Source organism: Flavobacterium calami, assembly GCF_038290035.1.
Taxonomy (GTDB): Bacteria; Bacteroidota; Bacteroidia; order Flavobacteriales; family Flavobacteriaceae; genus Flavobacterium; species Flavobacterium calami.
In genome coordinates, this window is sequence record NZ_JBBYHS010000008.1 from 52,758 (window position 1) to 70,646 (window position 17,889).

Consider the following 17,889-nt stretch of genomic DNA (forward strand, 5'->3'; position numbering starts at 1 on the left):
AAACCCGGACTACAATATTGTAATCCGGGATTATAAATTTTGAAAAGCTTATTTTTATTTTGCTTCTTCCTCTTCTTTTTTAGCAGCAGGCTGGTCGTCCTTGGCAGCATTTTTAAATTCCTTAATTCCGCTTCCTAAACCTTTCATTAATTCTGGAATTTTTTTACCTCCAAAAAGTAAAATCACAATACCTACTATTACAAGGATTTCTGTAAGACCTAATCTTCCCATGGTTTTATATTTAATGCCTAAGCAAATTGATTTTAAAATTTACCGCAAAGGTATACAGAATATACAAACAACAAGAGATTTTGACTTAAAATATTTGTTTTTGACAGCGTTAAATATTTTATAAAATCAATAAATAAGTGTATTGGCTTATTTTTCCTGCATTTTCACAAGACGATTAATTACTATATTTGCTCGTAATAAAGAAGCAGAATGGTCAAGAAAAAGAAAAGAAATTTAAGAAAAAAACTGTTCATCAAAAACCGTCTGGTTATTTTGAATGAAGATACTTTTGAAGAGATTTTTTCATTCAGACTTACCTTAATGAATGTTTTTGTTGTATTAACTCTCGGCGGTATTTTTTTAATTTCTGTAACAACTTATATCATTGCTTTTACACCGCTTCGCGAATTTATTCCAGGATATTCATCTTCAGAATTGAAACGAAATGCAACCGAACTGGCAATAAAATCAGATTCGCTTGAAACGGCCTTAAAGAAAAATGAAGCTTACATTCAGGGTGTACAAAAGGTTTTAAAAGGCGAACTGGAATATGCAAAATTCAACAAAGACTCCATCTTGGCAGAAACAGATGAGCCTGCTTCTGAAGTTAATATGAAAGCCTCCGAAGAAGAACTGAAATTAAGGGATGAGGTAAAAGCAATTGAAAACGAAAAGACTCAGAATAAAAACAAAAACGGCAAAAAATAATATATTTAAAAGAATGTCTATTAAATCATTAGCAGCAAAAATATTTGCACGAAAAATATACAATCAAACAATTCGATGGGCAAACAAGCCTGTTGAAACCCAATTTGAGGTTTTTAAAAGTCTGATAAAAAATGCCAAAGAAACCGAATTCGGAAGAGACCATCAGTTTGATAGCATAAAAACATTTGAAGATTTTCAGAAAAATGTTCCGATTCGCGATTACGAGGATTTAAAAACATATATTGATAAAGTTAAGGTTGGTGAAGAAAATATTCTCTGGAAAGGAAAACCTATTTATTTTGCCAAAACTTCCGGAACTACTTCGGGTGCAAAATATATTCCGCTAACCAAAGAATCGATGCCATTTCATGTCGAAGCGGCACGTAATGCAATCCTTCATTATATAAACGAAACAGGGAAAGCAGATTTTGTGGATGGAAAAATGATCTTTTTGCAGGGAAGCCCTATTCTGACTGAAAAATACGGAATCAAATTTGGAAGGCTTTCCGGAATTGTCGCGCATTTTGTTCCGAAATATTTGCAGAAGAACAGAATGCCGTCCTGGGAAACGAATTGTATCGAAGACTGGGAAACCAAAGTTAATGCTATTGTTGATGAAACGATTAAAGAAGATATGTCGGTAATTTCAGGGATACCATCCTGGGTTCAGATGTATTTTGAAAAATTACAGGAAAAAAGCAATGGAAAAAAGATCAGCGAGATATTCAAAAACTTCAGTCTGTTTATTTACGGTGGAGTAAATTACGAGCCTTACCGCGCTAAATTTGAACAGATTATTGGTAAGAAAGTAGACAGTATCGAGTTGTTTCCGGCTTCTGAAGGATTTTTTGCTTATCAGGATTCACAAAAACAAAAAGGAATGCTTCTTTTGCTGAACTCAGGTATTTTCTACGAGTTTATAAAAGCAGATGAATTCTTTACCAAAAATCCAAAAAGATATACAATTGGCGAAGTAGAACTGGGCATAAATTATGCTTTGATTGTTTCTACAAATGCGGGGCTTTGGGGATATAACATTGGAGATACTGTTCAGTTTACTTCTCTGGCACCATATCGTGTAATAGTTTCAGGGCGCATTAAACATTATATTTCTGCTTTTGGTGAACACGTTATTGCTAATGAAGTTGAAAACGCTATGAAAGAAGCAACTGCCGAAACTAATATCGTAATAAACGAATTTACCGTTGCTCCACAAATTACGCCATCCAGCGGATTACCATATCACGAATGGCTGATTGAATTTGAAAAAGAGCCGGAAAACATGCAGGCTTTCGCCGAAGCAATTGATGATTCAATGCGAAAACAAAACATTTATTACGATGATTTAATCACAGGAAATGTTTTGCAGAAAGTAGTCATTACCAAAGTTTCAAAAAACGGATTTCAGGAATACATGAAATCACAGGGAAAATTAGGTGGACAGAATAAAATTCCGAGATTATCCAATGATAGGAAAATTGCGGATAATTTGAGGTAAAAATTAGATTTTTAATGATAGTAGAAGTTAGCAGAGGACAAAATATAATTAGAATATTGTCAGATAGCTTTTTAAGTTGTTTAATAGTTAAGCAAGCATTAGTTGTTAACTGGCCTGATTGCAGAGGGAGTGTGGGAGAATATTATGCAATTTCAAATTTTGCAAGTGAAGACCGGTACAAACTAACAAATAAATTAGATAGTGTTTTAATAAATGGAAATGAAGATCAGATTTTAGAATCAATTACTTCTTTTTTAGATTTATTTTCTAATGGAAAGTATGAAATTTTTTTCAATGAATTAAATCTGAAAAAATGTTCGTTTCATCATGAAAATCAAGTGATATATTCTGAATCAGTTCCAGAAATTGAAAAGTTTAGTAATGGGTTTTATCCATTTCCATTTGAAAATGAAGATTACTTTTTTACAATTCTTAAAAAAGATTTAAATTTAGAAAGAATAGAATATTATATTGATTTAATAGAAAAGGGAATTAGACCTAAAATAATAGTTTTTGAATCATATAATATAAATACCGGTTATTACAGTTCAAGTTATATTTTAGATGGTCATCATAAATTAAGTGCTTATTTGAAATTAGGAATAAATATTCCTGCTGTATGGATTAGAAATGCTGAAAATGAAGAAGATAACACAGAAGAAATTTTAAAATATATTAAACCTATATTGAAGGATTTTGAATACGATCATATAATAAAAAACAACAAGTGATTTACGAGATTCGGAGGATTTAATAATATCTAAATTTGCTATTTACATAAACGACATATATAATTCCTACTTTCGTTTATTTGAAACGACCCAAATCCTCTCTTTTTCATAAGATTTTAAAATAAAAAAACATGAAAGAAACCAAACATATATCAAGATCAAGAGCGCAGGAATCATCTGCGGCGATAGAAAGAATGTACATTACGATGCGCCATTTATTCAACCGTGGTTTTTATAAACCAATGGGTGTTTCTGGCGATGGCTTGCGCGAATCATTATTGGCATTACGTCCTGAAATCTACGGAAATATTGCTGAAGAAAAAGTCGAATTAAACGGGCTTTTGTACGTTATTGAACGTCTTCCAATCGGAATTGAGCAATGCCGTTTTATAAATTTAACTTCAGACGAAGGCTATTCTAAATCACATTTTCAGCCAATTGTTCCTCCAAAAAGAAGAAGAAACTGCTACAGAATCGACGAGGAACAAATGAATGTGGAGATCACTCGTGGCCGTTCAGACATTTACGATATTCTGACCCATTTGACATTTATTTTCATCGAATCTCATAAAATCAAAAACAGGGTTTTGTTGGATGATGGTGGAGAAGTATCACGTGACTGGCTAAAATTGGAACAAGCTGTAACGCAGACTAAAAAACTTTCTCAGATTGAAAAAGAAAAAGCAATCTCTCACGTAGCCAATATTTTAGCCAGAACATTCGAAGAAGTTTTAGATATTTATGATGCTTTCGGATCTGAAAATGCTCCGGATCGTTTTCTGCATGTTATTTACTGGCTCGGAAAACTGGCTATTGAAGAAGTGATTGACAACAATAAAAGAACTATAACTTTTAGTCCTGTTTTAAGAGAACGTTTAGGACATCATATTCACGGTGAAATCTGGGCAACCAATATCAAGGAAGTTTTAAAAGCGAATAATCTTTTAAAAAGACCCATTCATGTAATCAGTGCAAACATGCACAGCGTTATGAATTCTATTTTTGCAACGCCTTTGCTAAAAACAAAATTTAAAGACAAGTCAGATTTCTTTATTTATGAAGAATTGAGTAAATCTGCTGCCAAGGAAACCAGAAGTTTAGTAGAAGAATTAGCTCTGAAAAACGGAATGATTTCATTACCGGATACATCCGGAACCAATATCGATGTTCAGATTTTTGATACGGCTAAAATTGACTGGTCAAAAACAGCATTTACGCATGCAAATGTTGGTGAAGAAAAACCAGTTATAATTGTAATGGATTATGCTTTTGGCGAGCAGGCTTATGAAACAATCGATGAACTTTTGAAACCTTATAAAAAAGAAACTTTACTAAATGTAAAATCAGTTTCAATAATGGGTAAAGCCGGAATTCTTGAAGGAGGAAAAGGAGACATTATGATTCCGTCTGCACATATTAACGAAGGGACAGCCGATAATTATTTCTTCGAAAATGAATTAACAGGTGCTATGTTTGAAGGGAATGATATCGCCGTTTACGAAGGTGCAATGGTTACCGTTTTGGGAACCTCATTACAAAACAGGGAGTTGTTAAAATTCTTTCATGAATCGACCTGGGGTGTAATTGGCCTTGAAATGGAAGGTTCTTATTACCAAAAAGCCATACAATCTGCTTCAAAAATCAGAAAAAGTGTTCCGCAGGATATCAAGGTTCGATATGCATATTATGCATCAGATAATCCTTTAGAAACAGGGAGCACATTGGCATCAGGCGGTTTGGGAACTACAGGGGTAAAGCCAACTTATTTAATTACAATTAAGATTCTGGAACAAATTTTAAACAATTAAATTTAGTCAAAAACTAAAAAATGACAAATGTTAATTTTTTAATTAACTGAAAAAATTAAATTTGCTACCAGAAAAAAATTAACATGAAAAGAATACTTATTACAGGTGCTGCAGGATTTTTAGGATCACATTTGTGCGATCGGTTTATCAAAGAAGGCTATTATGTTATTGGAATGGATAATCTGATTACGGGCGATCTTAAAAACATTGAACATTTGTTCAAATTAGAGCACTTTGAGTTTTACCATCATGACATTACCAAATTTGTTCATATCCCGGGCGAATTAGACTATATATTGCATTTTGCTTCACCGGCAAGTCCGATAGATTATTTAAAAATTCCGATTCAGACTTTAAAAGTTGGTTCATTGGGAACACACAATTTATTAGGTCTGGCCAGGGTAAAAAAAGCAAGAATTTTAATTGCTTCAACTTCTGAAGTATATGGAGATCCTTTAGTTCATCCACAAACAGAAGAATATTACGGAAATGTAAATACCATTGGCCCACGTGGAGTTTATGATGAAGCCAAACGTTTTCAGGAATCCATAACAATGGCCTACCATACTTTTCATGGTGTTGAAACCAGAATAGTTCGTATTTTTAATACTTACGGTCCAAGAATGCGTCTTAATGACGGGCGTGTAATTCCGGCATTTATTGGACAGGCACTTCGCGGGGAGGATTTGACAATTTTTGGAGACGGAATGCAGACCCGTTCGTTTTGTTATGTAGACGATCAGGTAGAGGGTATCTTCAGGTTATTGCACTCAGATTATGTATATCCTGTAAATATTGGAAATCCGGACGAAATCACAATCAAAGATTTTGCAGAAGAAATTATAAAACTTACCGGAACCAGTCAAAAAGTAGTGTATCACCCATTACCAATAAACGATCCTTTGCAGCGCCAGCCGGATACTACAAAAGCAAAAGAATTACTGGGATGGGAAGCTAAAGTGAATCGCGCTGAAGGAATGAAAATTACTTATGATTATTTTAAATCACTATCAAAAGAAGAACTGTCAAAAGAAGAGCATAAGGATTTTTCAAATTATATAAAATAATGCGCACCAAAACAGGAAAATATTCAAGCTATATTCGTCCGTTCTCCTATTTGATTGATTTGCTTATTATCAATTTTTTTGCAGTTTATATAGCGCATTTTCCTGTAGATAACATTTTATTTTTAGTGGTACTGAATGTAGGCTGGATCGGAATTGCTTCTGATTTAGGTTTTTATGAAGTGTACCGCTATACAAAAGTTATAACCATTTTAAATTGTGCTTTAAAACAAGCTTGTTTATTTGGTTTTGTAGTTTTTGCTCTGGCATTTTTTTATGCCAATCATACCAGTTTCAGGATCCTGTTGTTTTATATATGGTTCATATTTGTTCTCATACTATTCATTAAGTTTTCTATCTACTATTTTCTGCAGACGTATAGGGTTGTCTTTGGCGGAAATCACAGAAGAGTAGTGCTGCTGGGCAATAAAGAAAGTATTTCTCCTTTAAGACATTTCTTTACTGAGAATCCGGATTATGGATATGAATTGAGTCATGTTTTTGAATTTGAAGAAGTAAAAGCAGAACATATTGAAAAAATGTTAGAATTTGTCCTGAATAGAAACATGGACGAAATATATTGTTCGATTATAGGTTTGTCACAGGATCAAATGAACGAAATTATTGATTTTGCCGATAGCAATCTGAAAACATTGAAATTTATTCCGGAAGGCAACCAGATATTTTTCAGAAATTTCATCTTAGAATATTATGACTATATTCCTGTAATTGCCCTTAGAAGCATTCGATTGGATGAACATTTGTACAAAATAATGAAACGAACTTTTGATGTTGTTTTTTCAATAATCATCATCGCAGGAGTTCTTTCCTGGGTTCTTCCAATTTTAGGGATTTTAATAAAATTAGAGTCAAAAGGACCAATTTTACTAAAGCAAAAGCGCAATGGACTTAATAATAAAGAATTTTATTGTTATAAGTTTCGATCAATGGAAATGAGTAAAGATGATTATTCAAATCAGGTTTCTAAAAACGACCCAAGGGTTACTAAAATTGGAAAAATTATAAGAAAAACCAGTATCGATGAATTACCTCAGTTTTATAATGTTTTGATTGGAGACATGTCGGTTGTGGGACCAAGACCGCACATCGTAAGCTATAATCAGGAATATATACTAAAAGTAGACAAATTTATGGTACGCCATTTTATAAAACCGGGTATTACAGGGTTGGCACAAGTAAAAGGTTTCCGCGGAGAAATTGAAACGGATTATGACATTATAAACCGGGTAAAATATGATATTTTTTATATTGAAAACTGGTCTATTTTATTAGACCTAAAAATTATTGCAATTACAATTTACAATATTATCACAGGTGATGAAAAAGCATATTGATGAGTGAGTTAGTTTCTATCATAACACCTACATTTAATGCCGAAAAATACATTCGGGAAACGCTGCAATCTGTACTAAATCAAAGTTATCAAAACTGGGAAATGATTTTGGCAGATGATGCATCAACTGATCAAACTATTTCCATAATTGAAGAATTTGCTCAAAAAGACAGTCGTATAAAACTCTTTAAATTACCGGAAAATAGGGGAAACGGTTTTGCCCGAAACGCCGCTTTAAAAAACGCCGCTGGAAAATATATTGCCTACTTAGATGCCGATGATTTATGGTTTCCTGAGAAATTAGAAAAGCAAATTCATTTTTTAAAAGCAAATAACCTGCATTTTACATTTAGTTTTTATGATTCTATTGATGAAGAAGGAAATTATTTAAACAGAACAGTTGAATCACCAAATCCATTAACTTACAAACAGTTGTTTTTCTGCAACTATGTTGGCAATTTGACAGCCATTTACGATGCAGATTATTTTGGCAAAATTATTCTGGAAACTTCACAAAAAAGGCAAGACTGGAGAATTTGGCTTACGATTTTAAAACAAATTAAAACAGCAAAACCGGTTCCGGAATCTTTGGCTTTTTACAGAATAAGAAAAGATTCGGTTTCTTCTTCTAAATTCAAATTGATCAGACACAATTTTGATGTTTACAGGCAATTCCACGGATACAATTTTGTGTTTTCTGTTTTGCTGATGATTCGGTTTTTGTATACGCAGTTGATTGTAAAAAGACGATATATAAAGAAGATTTAGTTTTTTGGAGATTACATTTGTGACTTAACAATTTTTATACTTTTTTCCGCATCATTTTCTCTAATTTATTTTGAACAGGAAATATGTACTGTATTTCAGCTGGATACAAAATCATTTCTCTTTTACAAATAAGATTTAAACTGTTTTAGTTTTCCGCTATTTGTTCGTTCCAGATTTTCTTTTCGAACAAAAATGTATTTTAGATTCGGCTCCAAATGGTTAGAAAACTCTTTTTCTATATTATTTATTTCAGAATTAGTAAGCTCGGTTTCACTTGTATATTCAATTTCAAAAGTGTCAGACTTAGTTTGTTTGATGATAAATTCTTTGACATTTCCTTCATCTCCAAATAGTTTTTTTGTAATAGAATAAAAAGTCATTCCGGGAGATTTTTTACCGCTTGGTAAAATCGCGACATCATTTGTCCTTCCAATTAATTTTTTTAAGATAGGTTTTTTCGGCGTACTTTTTTCGTCCAAAATTCCATAATCTCCGACTTCATATCTAATAAATGGGTGTGCTTTATTGTCTAAACTAGTGATAAGAATTCGACCTTCTTTGCCATGAGGTACCGGCTGGTTATTTTGATCTACGATTTCAACAAAAAGCGTTTCAGAATTAACCAACCATTCTCCATCAGGATTTTCGAAAGCAATAATTCCTATTTCTGAAGATCCATATTCGTTTACAATAGGAATACCAAGCTGTTTTTGAAGTAACATTTTATCTTCCTCAAATAACATTTCAGATGTTACTACACAAACTTTTAACGAAGGGCAAATATCAGCTAAGACGATGTTGTTTTTTTGTAAATATTTGGCAAGCAAAACAATATTGCTGGTGTAACCATTTATATAGTTAAATTTCTTTTTTTTGAAATGTAATGTAATTTTTTTTAATCCTTTATCAGACAAATCAAAGATATTGAAACGATATCTGTGACTTAAAAAATCTTTGAGTCGTAGTTTCTTATTTGCTAAAAATGTCAAAGGCATTCCATAAAAACGTGCCTGAAGCGAATGATTGAAATCTATTCCGTACCATGAAAAAAGACGTTTATAATCGGCCCATGTTAAGGCATGAGAAAACTTATCTTTTGCAAAAACCATCGGATTTCCGCTGGAACCTGACGTTTTATTTATAAAAACATTTTTTAAGTTAAATCCATTTGATAATCTTTGAATTAAAGGTTTTTGTAAATCCTGTTTAGTTAAAACAGGTAAATCACACCAATTTTCATAAGAATCTATATTGGCTAATTTTTTATAAAAGGAATTATTTTTTAAATGAAAATTTACAACTTCTCTTTTTCTCTGTTCTATAAAATTACTGTAATCCTCTTGCGGAACATTAATAATTTTATCCAATTCGGTTTTGGCTTTCTTTATCGGAAAACCATTTAATTGAAGTGAAATATCAAAAAGGCGAATCATTTTCATCGTAATTTTAGTCAAAAATAATATTTAGGAATTAGTAACTGGGCAGAACCAACAACTTTTTAAAGATTTAATTATTTTTTACGTACAAAAGCAAGTATTTTTGCACCACAACTAAATAACAACTACACCATGACAATTTTACTATTGGGATCAGGCGGAAGAGAGCATGCGTTTGCGTGGAAAATGACTCAGAGCCCGCTTTGCGAAAAACTTTTTGTAGTACCTGGAAATGCAGGAACTGCTGCAATTGCTGAAAACGTGGCAATATCTCCAACTGATTTTGAAGCAGTAAAAGCATTAGTGCTTAAAGAAAATATAAGTTTAGTAGTCGTAGGGCCTGAAGATCCGTTGGTAAAAGGTATTTACGATTATTTCAAAAACGACGAAAGTTTGCAACATATTCCGGTTATCGGACCATCTCAATTAGGAGCGCAATTAGAAGGAAGTAAGGAATTTGCAAAAGAATTCCTGATGAAACATAACATTCCGACTGCAGCTTACGACAGTTTTACTGCTGAAACAGTAGAAAAAGGATGTGAGTTTTTGGAAACATTACAAGCTCCATACGTTTTAAAAGCAGACGGTTTAGCAGCTGGAAAAGGAGTTTTGATTATTAAGGATCTTGAAGAAGCTAAAACAGAATTACGCAATATGCTTGTTCATGCTAAATTTGGAGCAGCAAGTTCAAAAGTAGTTATAGAAGAATTTTTGGATGGAATCGAATTAAGCTGTTTCGTTTTGACAGATGGAAAAAATTATAAAATTCTTCCAACAGCAAAAGATTACAAACGTATTGGAGAAGGAGATACAGGTTTAAACACAGGCGGAATGGGAGCCGTTTCTCCGGTTCCTTATGTGGACGCTGTTTTAATGGAAAAAATTGAAACGCGTATCGTTAAACCAACCATCGAAGGTTTTCAAAAAGACGGAATTGAATATAAAGGATTTGTATTTATTGGATTGATCAACGTGAAAAACGAACCAATCGTAATTGAATACAACGTAAGAATGGGAGATCCGGAAACTGAAGTGGTAGTGCCAAGATTAAAATCAGACTTAGTTGAATTGTTCTTATCTGTTGCAGATCAGAAATTAGGAGATTTCAATTTAGAAGTTGATCCAAGAAGCGCGACAACAGTTATGGTTGTTTCTGGCGGATATCCTGAAGATTTCGAAAAAGGAAAAGTGATTACAGGTTTAGAAAATATTACAGATTCTATAGTTTTTCACGCGGGAACAAAATTAGATGGAGAAAATGTCGTTACTAATGGAGGACGTGTAATTGCTGTAACTTCTTATGGAGATAATTTCCAGGAGGCCATAAAAAAATCTTACCAAAACATAGATAAACTAAGTTTTGATAAGATGTATTTTAGAAAAGATATCGGTTTCGATTTAATCTAAAAATAAATTCACAAGCCCTTTTTAATTAAAGGGTTTGGTTTTTTACTTTAAAAATGAATGAGCCGTTGTATCCTGGTTTTCTGTTCCAGCGTCATCAAAAATGCGTAATTGTTTAATCCAATATACGATTGCTGCAGAACAGATAATCATGAAAATCCAGTTGATAGTGTTTGCACCAAACCATGTAATTAATTCCAAACGACGTAAAAAGTCAAGAGGAGCAAACAAAATGTTAACGAATAAGTATTGAATTCCTTCGAAAAAAGCTGTCATAATTTTAAAAATTATATGTTATTTATTGTTGTGTAATGTCTTGCAGATAAAATTCGGTTAACCAAATCTTTTTTCAACTTGTTAGGTCTTACCTTTTAAACAAGTAGTATCTTTACAAACGCAAAAGTATAAAATATCCTTATGATAACAAGTGTTTTTAAAAAATCTACACCATTAAATTATTCATTGGTTGTAATTTTAATACTAGTTTTCTTTTTTCTGTTTCAAATTCATGAGCCGTCATGGGTAGGTTCTTATTTTTTGATGTTTCAAAAGATAAGTTTATTATGCTTTATTCTGGCATCTTTTTTTATGATAAATTTCATTGTAAAAAAAAACGGGCTCAGTAAAGACAATGGTTATTCGATACTTTTTTACTTATTATTTCTTTTATTTTTTCCGTCCATTCTTAATAACACCAATGTTATTTACGCCAGTTTCTTTATTTTGTTGGCGCTTCGAAGACTGATTTCGCTGCAGTCTCTCAAAGCATCAAAAGAAAAAATATTTGATGCCTCTTTTTGGATTTTAGTGGCCTCATTGTTTCAGTTTTGGTGTATTCTTTTTTTAATATTGGTTTTTATCTCTATAATTTTTCATGTTTCCAGAGATTACCGAAATTGGATTTTGCCTTTTATTGCCCTTTTGGCCGTTTCGATACTTTTTTTAACGACATCATTAATTTTCGATTTTGATGCACTAAAATTTATTCAGGACAGGGCAGTTATAGATTTAAGCATAGATTATTTTAAAAATAATTATGAAAACGGAGCATTTTCAATCTATGTTTCGGTGGTTTTATTTTTTGTGGTTTCAATGTTGATGACCTTATCCAACCGGCCACAAATTGTTCATATTTCATACAAAAAAGTTGTGGCCTGGTTTTTTATAGCGGTTCTGGTTTTTATTCTTTCACCAGATAAAAGCAATGATTTATTATTGTTAAGCATTGCTCCTTTAACTATTATGGCAACAAGCCATGTTGAATATGTACAGCAAAAGTTAAATAACGAAATTGTATTTTATGTGCTTATTTGCTGTAGTTTGTTTACCTTTTTCTCTCAGTTATAATTTACTTCCGTAGGCAAGATCGCCTGCGTCTCCAAGTCCGGGAACGATATAATTTTTTTCGTTTAATTTTTCGTCTAAGGCCGCTACCCATAAATGGCAGTTTTCAGGCAGATTTTTTTCGAGATAGGAAATCCCCTCTGGTGCGGCAATTACAACTACAATGTGGATTTCTTTCGGAGTTGCATTTTGAACTAGTTTTTCATGAACTGCGACTATCGACTGACCTGTAGCAAGCATAGGGTCAAGCAGTAAAACCGTTTTATCGTTTAGGTTTGAAATTGCCTGGTATTCAACTAAAATCTCAAATTCATCATCATTATTAGGATGGTGCCTGCAAGCTGAGACAAAGCTGTTTTCGGCATGGTCAAAATAGTTTAAAAAACCGTTATGAAGCGGTAAACCGGCTCTTAAAATAGGACATAAAACCAAATCTGTTTCGATTTTTGTTGTTTTTTTTATACCAAGAGGAGTTTGAATTTCTACATTTTTATAAGGTAAAACCTTGCTTAGTTCATAAGCCATAATTTCGCCAATTCGCTCAATATTTTTTCGAAAACGCATACTATCGTTCTGAATATTTACGTTTCGGATTTGTCCTAAAAAATGATTTAGGACGCTATTATTTTCAGAGATATAATGGATTTTCATAATAAATTTTTAGAATTGTCAATTGCTTAGGACTGGAAATGAAAAATTAATGGTTTTTTATCTACCATAAAAGTATAAAAAGTATCTTTGTAACTCTAAAAAATAAATACATGTTTTCAAAATTAGCATATTCTGTTTTCGAACAAAGCATCAAAGATTATCATCAGTTTGATAGTGTTGACCAACCAATAAACAATCCTTATCCAAAGGATAAATTTGAACATTTATTGTATTTAAAAAACTGGATTGATACGGTGCAGTGGCATTATGAAGATATCATTCGTGATCCCCAAATTGATCCTGTAGCAGCTTTGACTTTAAAAAGAAAAATTGATGCTTCCAATCAGGAACGTACTGATATGGTAGAATATATTGACAGTTACTTTTTGCAGAAATACAGCCATATAAAAGCAAAAGACGGAGCAAAAATTAACTCTGAAAGTCCGGCATGGGCATTTGACAGATTGTCTATTTTGGCATTAAAAATTTATCACATGCACGAAGAAGCTACACGTGCTGAAGCTACTCAGGAACACAGAGATAAATGTCAGGAAAAATTAAACATTCTTTTAGAGCAAAGAACAGATTTATCTACAGCAATTGAAGAATTATTGACAGATATCGAAAACGGAGATAAATTCATGAAAGTGTACAAACAAATGAAAATGTACAACGACGATGATTTGAACCCAGTTTTATATCAAAATAAAAAATAATTTTTTAGACTAGTATTTGTCTATGATAACAATTGAAATATTAAAAAAACTCAAAGAGTCAGAAGACAAAGTTGAATTTAAAAAAGGAGAAGGAGGTAACATATCCTATGATGGCGGTTCTAAACTTAAACCTAGTGATAGGCGAAGATGTATTTTAGGATATGTTACTGCTTTATGTAATGAAGGTGGAGGATATTTAGTTATTGGAATGACGGATAATTATCCACATGAAGTAGTTGGTACTCAGCAAAATTTGAATTCAATAGGTGAACTAGAATCTAAAATATATACGGATATAGGAATTCGCCCATCCATATATGAACTTTACGAAGATTCCAAAAGAGTATTAGTAATAGACGTTCCATGTAGACCTGCTGGAAAAGTTTTTAAATTTGAAGATGTCGCTTTAATGAGAGTTGGTGAAGAATTGAAGCCAATGTCTGATGAGTTTTATTTAAAAATCATTCAAGAACAAGAACCTGATTTTTCACAGCAATTATGTGAAGATTTAGTAATTTCTGATTTAGACGAAAGAGCAATATTGTTGTTGAAAGAAAAATATTCAATAAAACAAAACAATCCACAATTTAAGTTATTACCTAACGAACAGATTCTTTCTGATCTCGATCTTTTAAAAAAAGGTAAGCTAACTAATGCGGCCTTAATTTTATTAGCAAAAAAGGAAACATTGCAAGAACGGTTACCACAAGCCAAAGTAATGTTAGAATATAGAAATTCAGAAAGTCAAATTCCTTTTGATAATAGAATAGAATTTATAGAACCATTTTTTATTTTAATAGATGAATTATGGAAAACTATTAATTTAAGAAATGGAAGTTTTCCCATTCAAGATGGAGCATATATTTTTAATATTCCTTATTTTAATGAAGAAGTAATTCGAGAGTCTATTAATAATGCTATATCTCATAGAGATTATCGAAGAACATCAGAAATTGTAATTAAACAATTCCCTCAGAGGCTTGATGTTATTAATGCTGGTGGTTTTCCTGCTGGGGTAACTTTAGAGAACTTAATAAAAATACCAAGCACTCCGAGAAATAGATTATTGGCAGATATTTTACAGAAGACTGGAATTGTTGAGCGTTCAGGACAAGGAGTAGATAAGATATATTATAATACTCTTTCAGAAGGTAAAGCAGAACCTGATTATTCAAAATCAGATAATTTTCAAGTAAATCTTAAACTTTCTGCAATAATAGAAGATCGTGCTTTTGCTTTATTTATTGATTCAATTCAAAAAGAACTTCCTGAAAATGAAAAACTTTCTGTTCTTGAAATAGTCACATTGAATAAAATTAAAAATGGCGTTCAGAAAAATGATCTTGATTCGGAACAAATAAATCAGCTTTTGCATAAAAAACTGATTGAGAAGAGAGGTAAAACTAATGCAGTTTTTTATATTTTATCTAAAGATTATTATGACTTTACAGATGAAAAAGCAAAATATTATAATCTTAAAGAAATAGATGACAACCAGGTTTTTAGTGCTATTGTGCAATTTTTATCTAAGGAAGAGAATGCAAAAATGAAAGATTTTGTTGGCCTTTTCGAAGATAAATTATCAAGAAGACAAGTAAGATTTAGAGTTGATAAATTAGTTTCAAACAAAACTCTTGAACAAGAAGGAGAAGGTTCTGGTTCTACATATAAATTAAGTCAAGATTATATAAAAGAGATAGAAGTAATATCAGAAGCACTAAATATAGGAATGAAGGAAATAAATAAAAAACGGAATAAAAGTATAGAAATGACCAAAAAAAGGCCAAACAAAAACTTTTAAATTGTTGAAAACTGTCCTTTTTTGTTAATAAGTCTGCTCTAAACGATTGATTTATAAGTACTTTTTTCAAATTGAAATGGCCAAATAATGGCCAAAAAAACACCACTTTTTACAACATTTCGCCACTTTTTAATTTTAAATCGAATAAAAATTGTCTAGCAAAATTAAGCATATAGCCGTCATGAGACTATCCGCAATGGGAGATGTCGCCATGACGGTTCCTGTTTTACGAGCTTTTGTAAAACAATATCCAACGGTAAAACTAACTGTTATTTCTCGTCCATTTTTTAAACCTTTTTTTGACGGAATTCCGAATTTGGAATTTTTTGCTTTTGATGAAAAAGAAAGACACAAAGGATTTCCTGGACTTTTACGTTTATTTAAAGATGTAAAAAAACTGAAAATCGATGCTTTTGCAGATCTTCATAACGTTTTGAGATCTAAGATTGTAAGTTTGCTTTTCGGTTTAATCGGAAAAAAAAGAGCAACGGTTGATAAAGGAAGAGAAGGAAAAAAAGAATTAACGCGTGAAGAAAATAAGATTTTCAAACAATTGCCAACCATGTTTGAAAGACACGCAAAAGTGTTTGAAGAGTTAGGTTTTCCTTTAGATTTATCGAAACCAGCATTTCCTGAAAAAGCAGGTTTAAGTTCTGATGTTTTAGACATTATCGGAAATGAAAATCAAAAACTTATTGGAATTGCACCTTTTGCACAATACGATTCTAAAGTTTATCCTTTAGATTTAATGAAAGAGGTAATTGAAAAATTGGCTGAAAATTCATCATATAAAATTTTGCTTTTTGGTGGAGGAAAAAAAGAAATCGAAATTTTAGATTCTCTTGCACAGCCATTTGAAAATGTAATTAATATGGCCGGAAAAATTAAATTCCAACAGGAATTAAAACTGATAAGCAATCTGGATGTCATGCTTTCGATGGATTCCGGAAATGCACATATTGCTGCAATGCTGGGTGTAAAAGTAGTTACGCTTTGGGGAGCAACGCATCCGTACGCAGGATTTTTACCATTTAACCAAAGTTTAGAAAATGCTTTAACTTCCGATAGAAATCAATATCCAAAATTGCCAACTTCGGTTTATGGAAACAAAATTGTAGAAGGTTATGAAGATGCGATGAGGTCAATTTCTTCAGAAAAAATAGTGGCTAAACTTCAGGAGCTGCTTTCAAAATAACCCTTGGATAAAATTCTAATACTGAATTTCAAATTAGGAATAAAAAAATCCAAATTCCAGCTTAAAATGGAATTTGGAATTTGAAAGTTATTTTTTTAGAAATTTAAACAATTATACATCATCAAAATCTACATAAATTGTTTCAGAAGTTGGATGCGCCTGACAGCTAAGTACTAAACCATCAGCAATTTCCTTATCGGTTAAGATTGAGTTTTTTGTCATTTCGGCACTACCCTGAGTGATACGGCAAAGACAGCTGCTGCAGATTCCTCCCTGGCAGGAATATGGGGCATCAATGCCTTGTTTTAAAGCAGCGTCTAAAATGGTTTGTTTTTGAGACATTTCGAAAGTAACTTCGTCATCATCAACTAAAACAGTGATTTTTGTATGTCCTTCAAGAGAAGTTTTGATTTCATTTTCCTGAGAAGAAGAAGTAAAAAGCTCAAACTTAATAGCGGAGTCTTTTACGTTTTTCTCTTTTAAAATTCCGGAAACTGTATTGATCATTTCTTCCGGACCACATAAATAGAATTTATCAAATTCAAGTTCCTTGTGTTTGTTGTTCAGTACAAAATTTACTGCCGATTTATCAATTCTTCCAAACAAAGCATTTTCTGCTTTAGCCTGACTAAATACATAATGCACAAAAAAACGTCCTACATATTGCAATTGCAGATCGTGGAGTTCCTGATGAAAAATAGTTTCTTCAGGAGTTTTGTTTCCGTAAACCAACACAAACGAACTTTTTGGCTCACTTTTTAAAACCGATTTTATGATAGAAAGAACCGGCGTAATTCCGCTTCCTGCTGCAAAAGCTGCGTAGTTTTTTTGTCTTTCAGCATCCGGTTCAAAAGTAAATTTTCCTTCAGGATGACCTACTTCAAGCACATCGCCTGCTTTTAATTTGGTATTGGCAAATTGCGAGAAAAGACCATTTTTAACCGCTTTTACAGCAATTCTCAATTCTCCGCTTTCAGGCCCTGAGCAAATAGAATAAGCACGACGAATTTCCTGATTGTCAAGAGTTAATTTTAAGTTTATATATTGTCCTGCAATAAATTTATAGTCTGGTTTTAGTTCTTCGGGAACATTAAAAAGGATCGAAACAGCATCGGTAGTTTCACGTTTTACCTCTTTAATTATGAGTTTTAAGAATGAAGGCATGATATGATATTTTATG

At 32.2% G+C, this 17,889-nt stretch carries 17 protein-coding genes; 12 read left to right on the plus strand and 5 right to left on the minus strand.

The annotated features are described in order from the left end of the window. Positions 1-54: 54 nt before the first annotated feature. The gene (locus tag AAEO57_RS08565; RefSeq protein ID WP_163409457.1) at positions 55-231 is read right to left on the minus strand and encodes a Sec-independent protein translocase subunit TatA/TatB; all 177 of its coding nucleotides are present in this window, start codon (positions 229-231) and stop codon (positions 55-57) included. Between the two features lie 210 nt (positions 232-441). Between AAEO57_RS08565 and AAEO57_RS08570 the strand changes: the two genes are divergently transcribed. The 7 genes from AAEO57_RS08570 (at position 442) to AAEO57_RS08600 (ending at position 8,162) form a co-directional block, all read left to right on the plus strand. Beyond that, positions 442-939, plus strand: coding sequence for a peptidase (locus tag AAEO57_RS08570; RefSeq protein WP_341691601.1), 498 nt, complete (start codon positions 442-444; stop codon positions 937-939). A gap of 13 nt (positions 940-952) precedes the next feature. After that, entirely contained in the window at positions 953-2,437 is a 1,485-nt protein-coding gene (locus AAEO57_RS08575; protein ID WP_341691603.1) for a GH3 auxin-responsive promoter family protein, read from the plus strand. Between the two features lie 14 nt (positions 2,438-2,451). Further along, positions 2,452-3,168, plus strand: a complete 717-nt coding sequence (locus tag AAEO57_RS08580; RefSeq protein WP_341691605.1) for a ParB N-terminal domain-containing protein — start codon at positions 2,452-2,454, stop codon at positions 3,166-3,168. Positions 3,169-3,299: 131 nt separating this feature from the next. Then, on the plus strand, positions 3,300-4,976 hold the full coding sequence (locus AAEO57_RS08585; protein ID WP_341691607.1) for a DUF6909 family protein: 1,677 nt from the start codon (positions 3,300-3,302) through the stop codon (positions 4,974-4,976). Positions 4,977-5,059: 83 nt separating this feature from the next. Further along, a complete protein-coding gene (locus tag AAEO57_RS08590; protein WP_341691609.1) occupies positions 5,060-6,043 on the plus strand; it encodes a UDP-glucuronic acid decarboxylase family protein in 984 nt (327 codons plus the stop codon). Continuing rightward, on the plus strand, positions 6,043-7,395 hold the full coding sequence (locus AAEO57_RS08595) for an exopolysaccharide biosynthesis polyprenyl glycosylphosphotransferase (RefSeq protein WP_341691611.1): 1,353 nt from the start codon (positions 6,043-6,045) through the stop codon (positions 7,393-7,395). The genes AAEO57_RS08590 and AAEO57_RS08595 overlap by 1 nt, the downstream gene beginning before the upstream one ends. Continuing rightward, positions 7,395-8,162, plus strand: a complete 768-nt coding sequence (locus tag AAEO57_RS08600; protein ID WP_341691613.1) for a glycosyltransferase family 2 protein — start codon at positions 7,395-7,397, stop codon at positions 8,160-8,162. The genes AAEO57_RS08595 and AAEO57_RS08600 overlap by 1 nt, the downstream gene beginning before the upstream one ends. A gap of 122 nt (positions 8,163-8,284) precedes the next feature. On the opposite strand, the gene AAEO57_RS08605 is transcribed toward AAEO57_RS08600, so the two are convergent. Then, complete coding sequence (locus AAEO57_RS08605) at positions 8,285-9,595, minus strand: phenylacetate--CoA ligase family protein (protein WP_341691909.1); 1,311 nt, start codon at positions 9,593-9,595, stop codon at positions 8,285-8,287. A 135-nt stretch (positions 9,596-9,730) separates the two neighbouring features. On the opposite strand from AAEO57_RS08605, the gene purD reads away from it, so the two are divergent. Next, positions 9,731-11,005 carry a phosphoribosylamine--glycine ligase gene (gene purD, locus AAEO57_RS08610; RefSeq protein ID WP_341691615.1) on the plus strand — a complete coding sequence of 425 codons (1,275 nt, stop codon included), beginning with the start codon at positions 9,731-9,733 and terminating at the stop codon, positions 11,003-11,005. 42 nt (positions 11,006-11,047) lie between these two features. Here the strand turns inward: purD and AAEO57_RS08615 are convergent, their stop codons facing one another. After that, complete coding sequence (locus tag AAEO57_RS08615; protein WP_025571310.1) at positions 11,048-11,278, minus strand: DUF6341 family protein; 231 nt, start codon at positions 11,276-11,278, stop codon at positions 11,048-11,050. A gap of 141 nt (positions 11,279-11,419) precedes the next feature. On the opposite strand from AAEO57_RS08615, the gene AAEO57_RS08620 reads away from it, so the two are divergent. Then, on the plus strand, positions 11,420-12,349 hold the full coding sequence (locus AAEO57_RS08620; RefSeq protein WP_341691620.1) for a DUF6427 family protein: 930 nt from the start codon (positions 11,420-11,422) through the stop codon (positions 12,347-12,349). On the opposite strand, the gene upp is transcribed toward AAEO57_RS08620, so the two are convergent. Beyond that, positions 12,344-12,997 carry a uracil phosphoribosyltransferase gene (gene upp, locus AAEO57_RS08625; protein WP_341691622.1) on the minus strand — a complete coding sequence of 218 codons (654 nt, stop codon included), beginning with the start codon at positions 12,995-12,997 and terminating at the stop codon, positions 12,344-12,346. The genes AAEO57_RS08620 and upp overlap by 6 nt on opposite strands. Positions 12,998-13,107: 110 nt before the next feature. Between upp and AAEO57_RS08630 the strand changes: the two genes are divergently transcribed. From AAEO57_RS08630 to AAEO57_RS08640, 3 genes are all read left to right on the plus strand, one after another. After that, the gene (locus AAEO57_RS08630; protein ID WP_341691624.1) at positions 13,108-13,713 is read left to right on the plus strand and encodes a DUF4254 domain-containing protein; all 606 of its coding nucleotides are present in this window, start codon (positions 13,108-13,110) and stop codon (positions 13,711-13,713) included. A 22-nt stretch (positions 13,714-13,735) separates the two neighbouring features. Further along, positions 13,736-15,514 (plus strand): ATP-binding protein, encoded by a 1,779-nt coding sequence (locus tag AAEO57_RS08635; RefSeq protein WP_341691626.1) that lies wholly within the window; start codon positions 13,736-13,738, stop codon positions 15,512-15,514. Between the two features lie 181 nt (positions 15,515-15,695). Beyond that, positions 15,696-16,709, plus strand: coding sequence for a glycosyltransferase family 9 protein (locus tag AAEO57_RS08640; RefSeq protein WP_341691628.1), 1,014 nt, complete (start codon positions 15,696-15,698; stop codon positions 16,707-16,709). Positions 16,710-16,820: 111 nt separating this feature from the next. Here AAEO57_RS08640 and AAEO57_RS08645 read toward each other — a convergent pair whose 3' ends face one another. Then, positions 16,821-17,873, minus strand: coding sequence for a 2Fe-2S iron-sulfur cluster-binding protein (locus tag AAEO57_RS08645; RefSeq protein WP_341691630.1), 1,053 nt, complete (start codon positions 17,871-17,873; stop codon positions 16,821-16,823). Between the last annotated feature and the right edge of the window lie 16 nt (positions 17,874-17,889).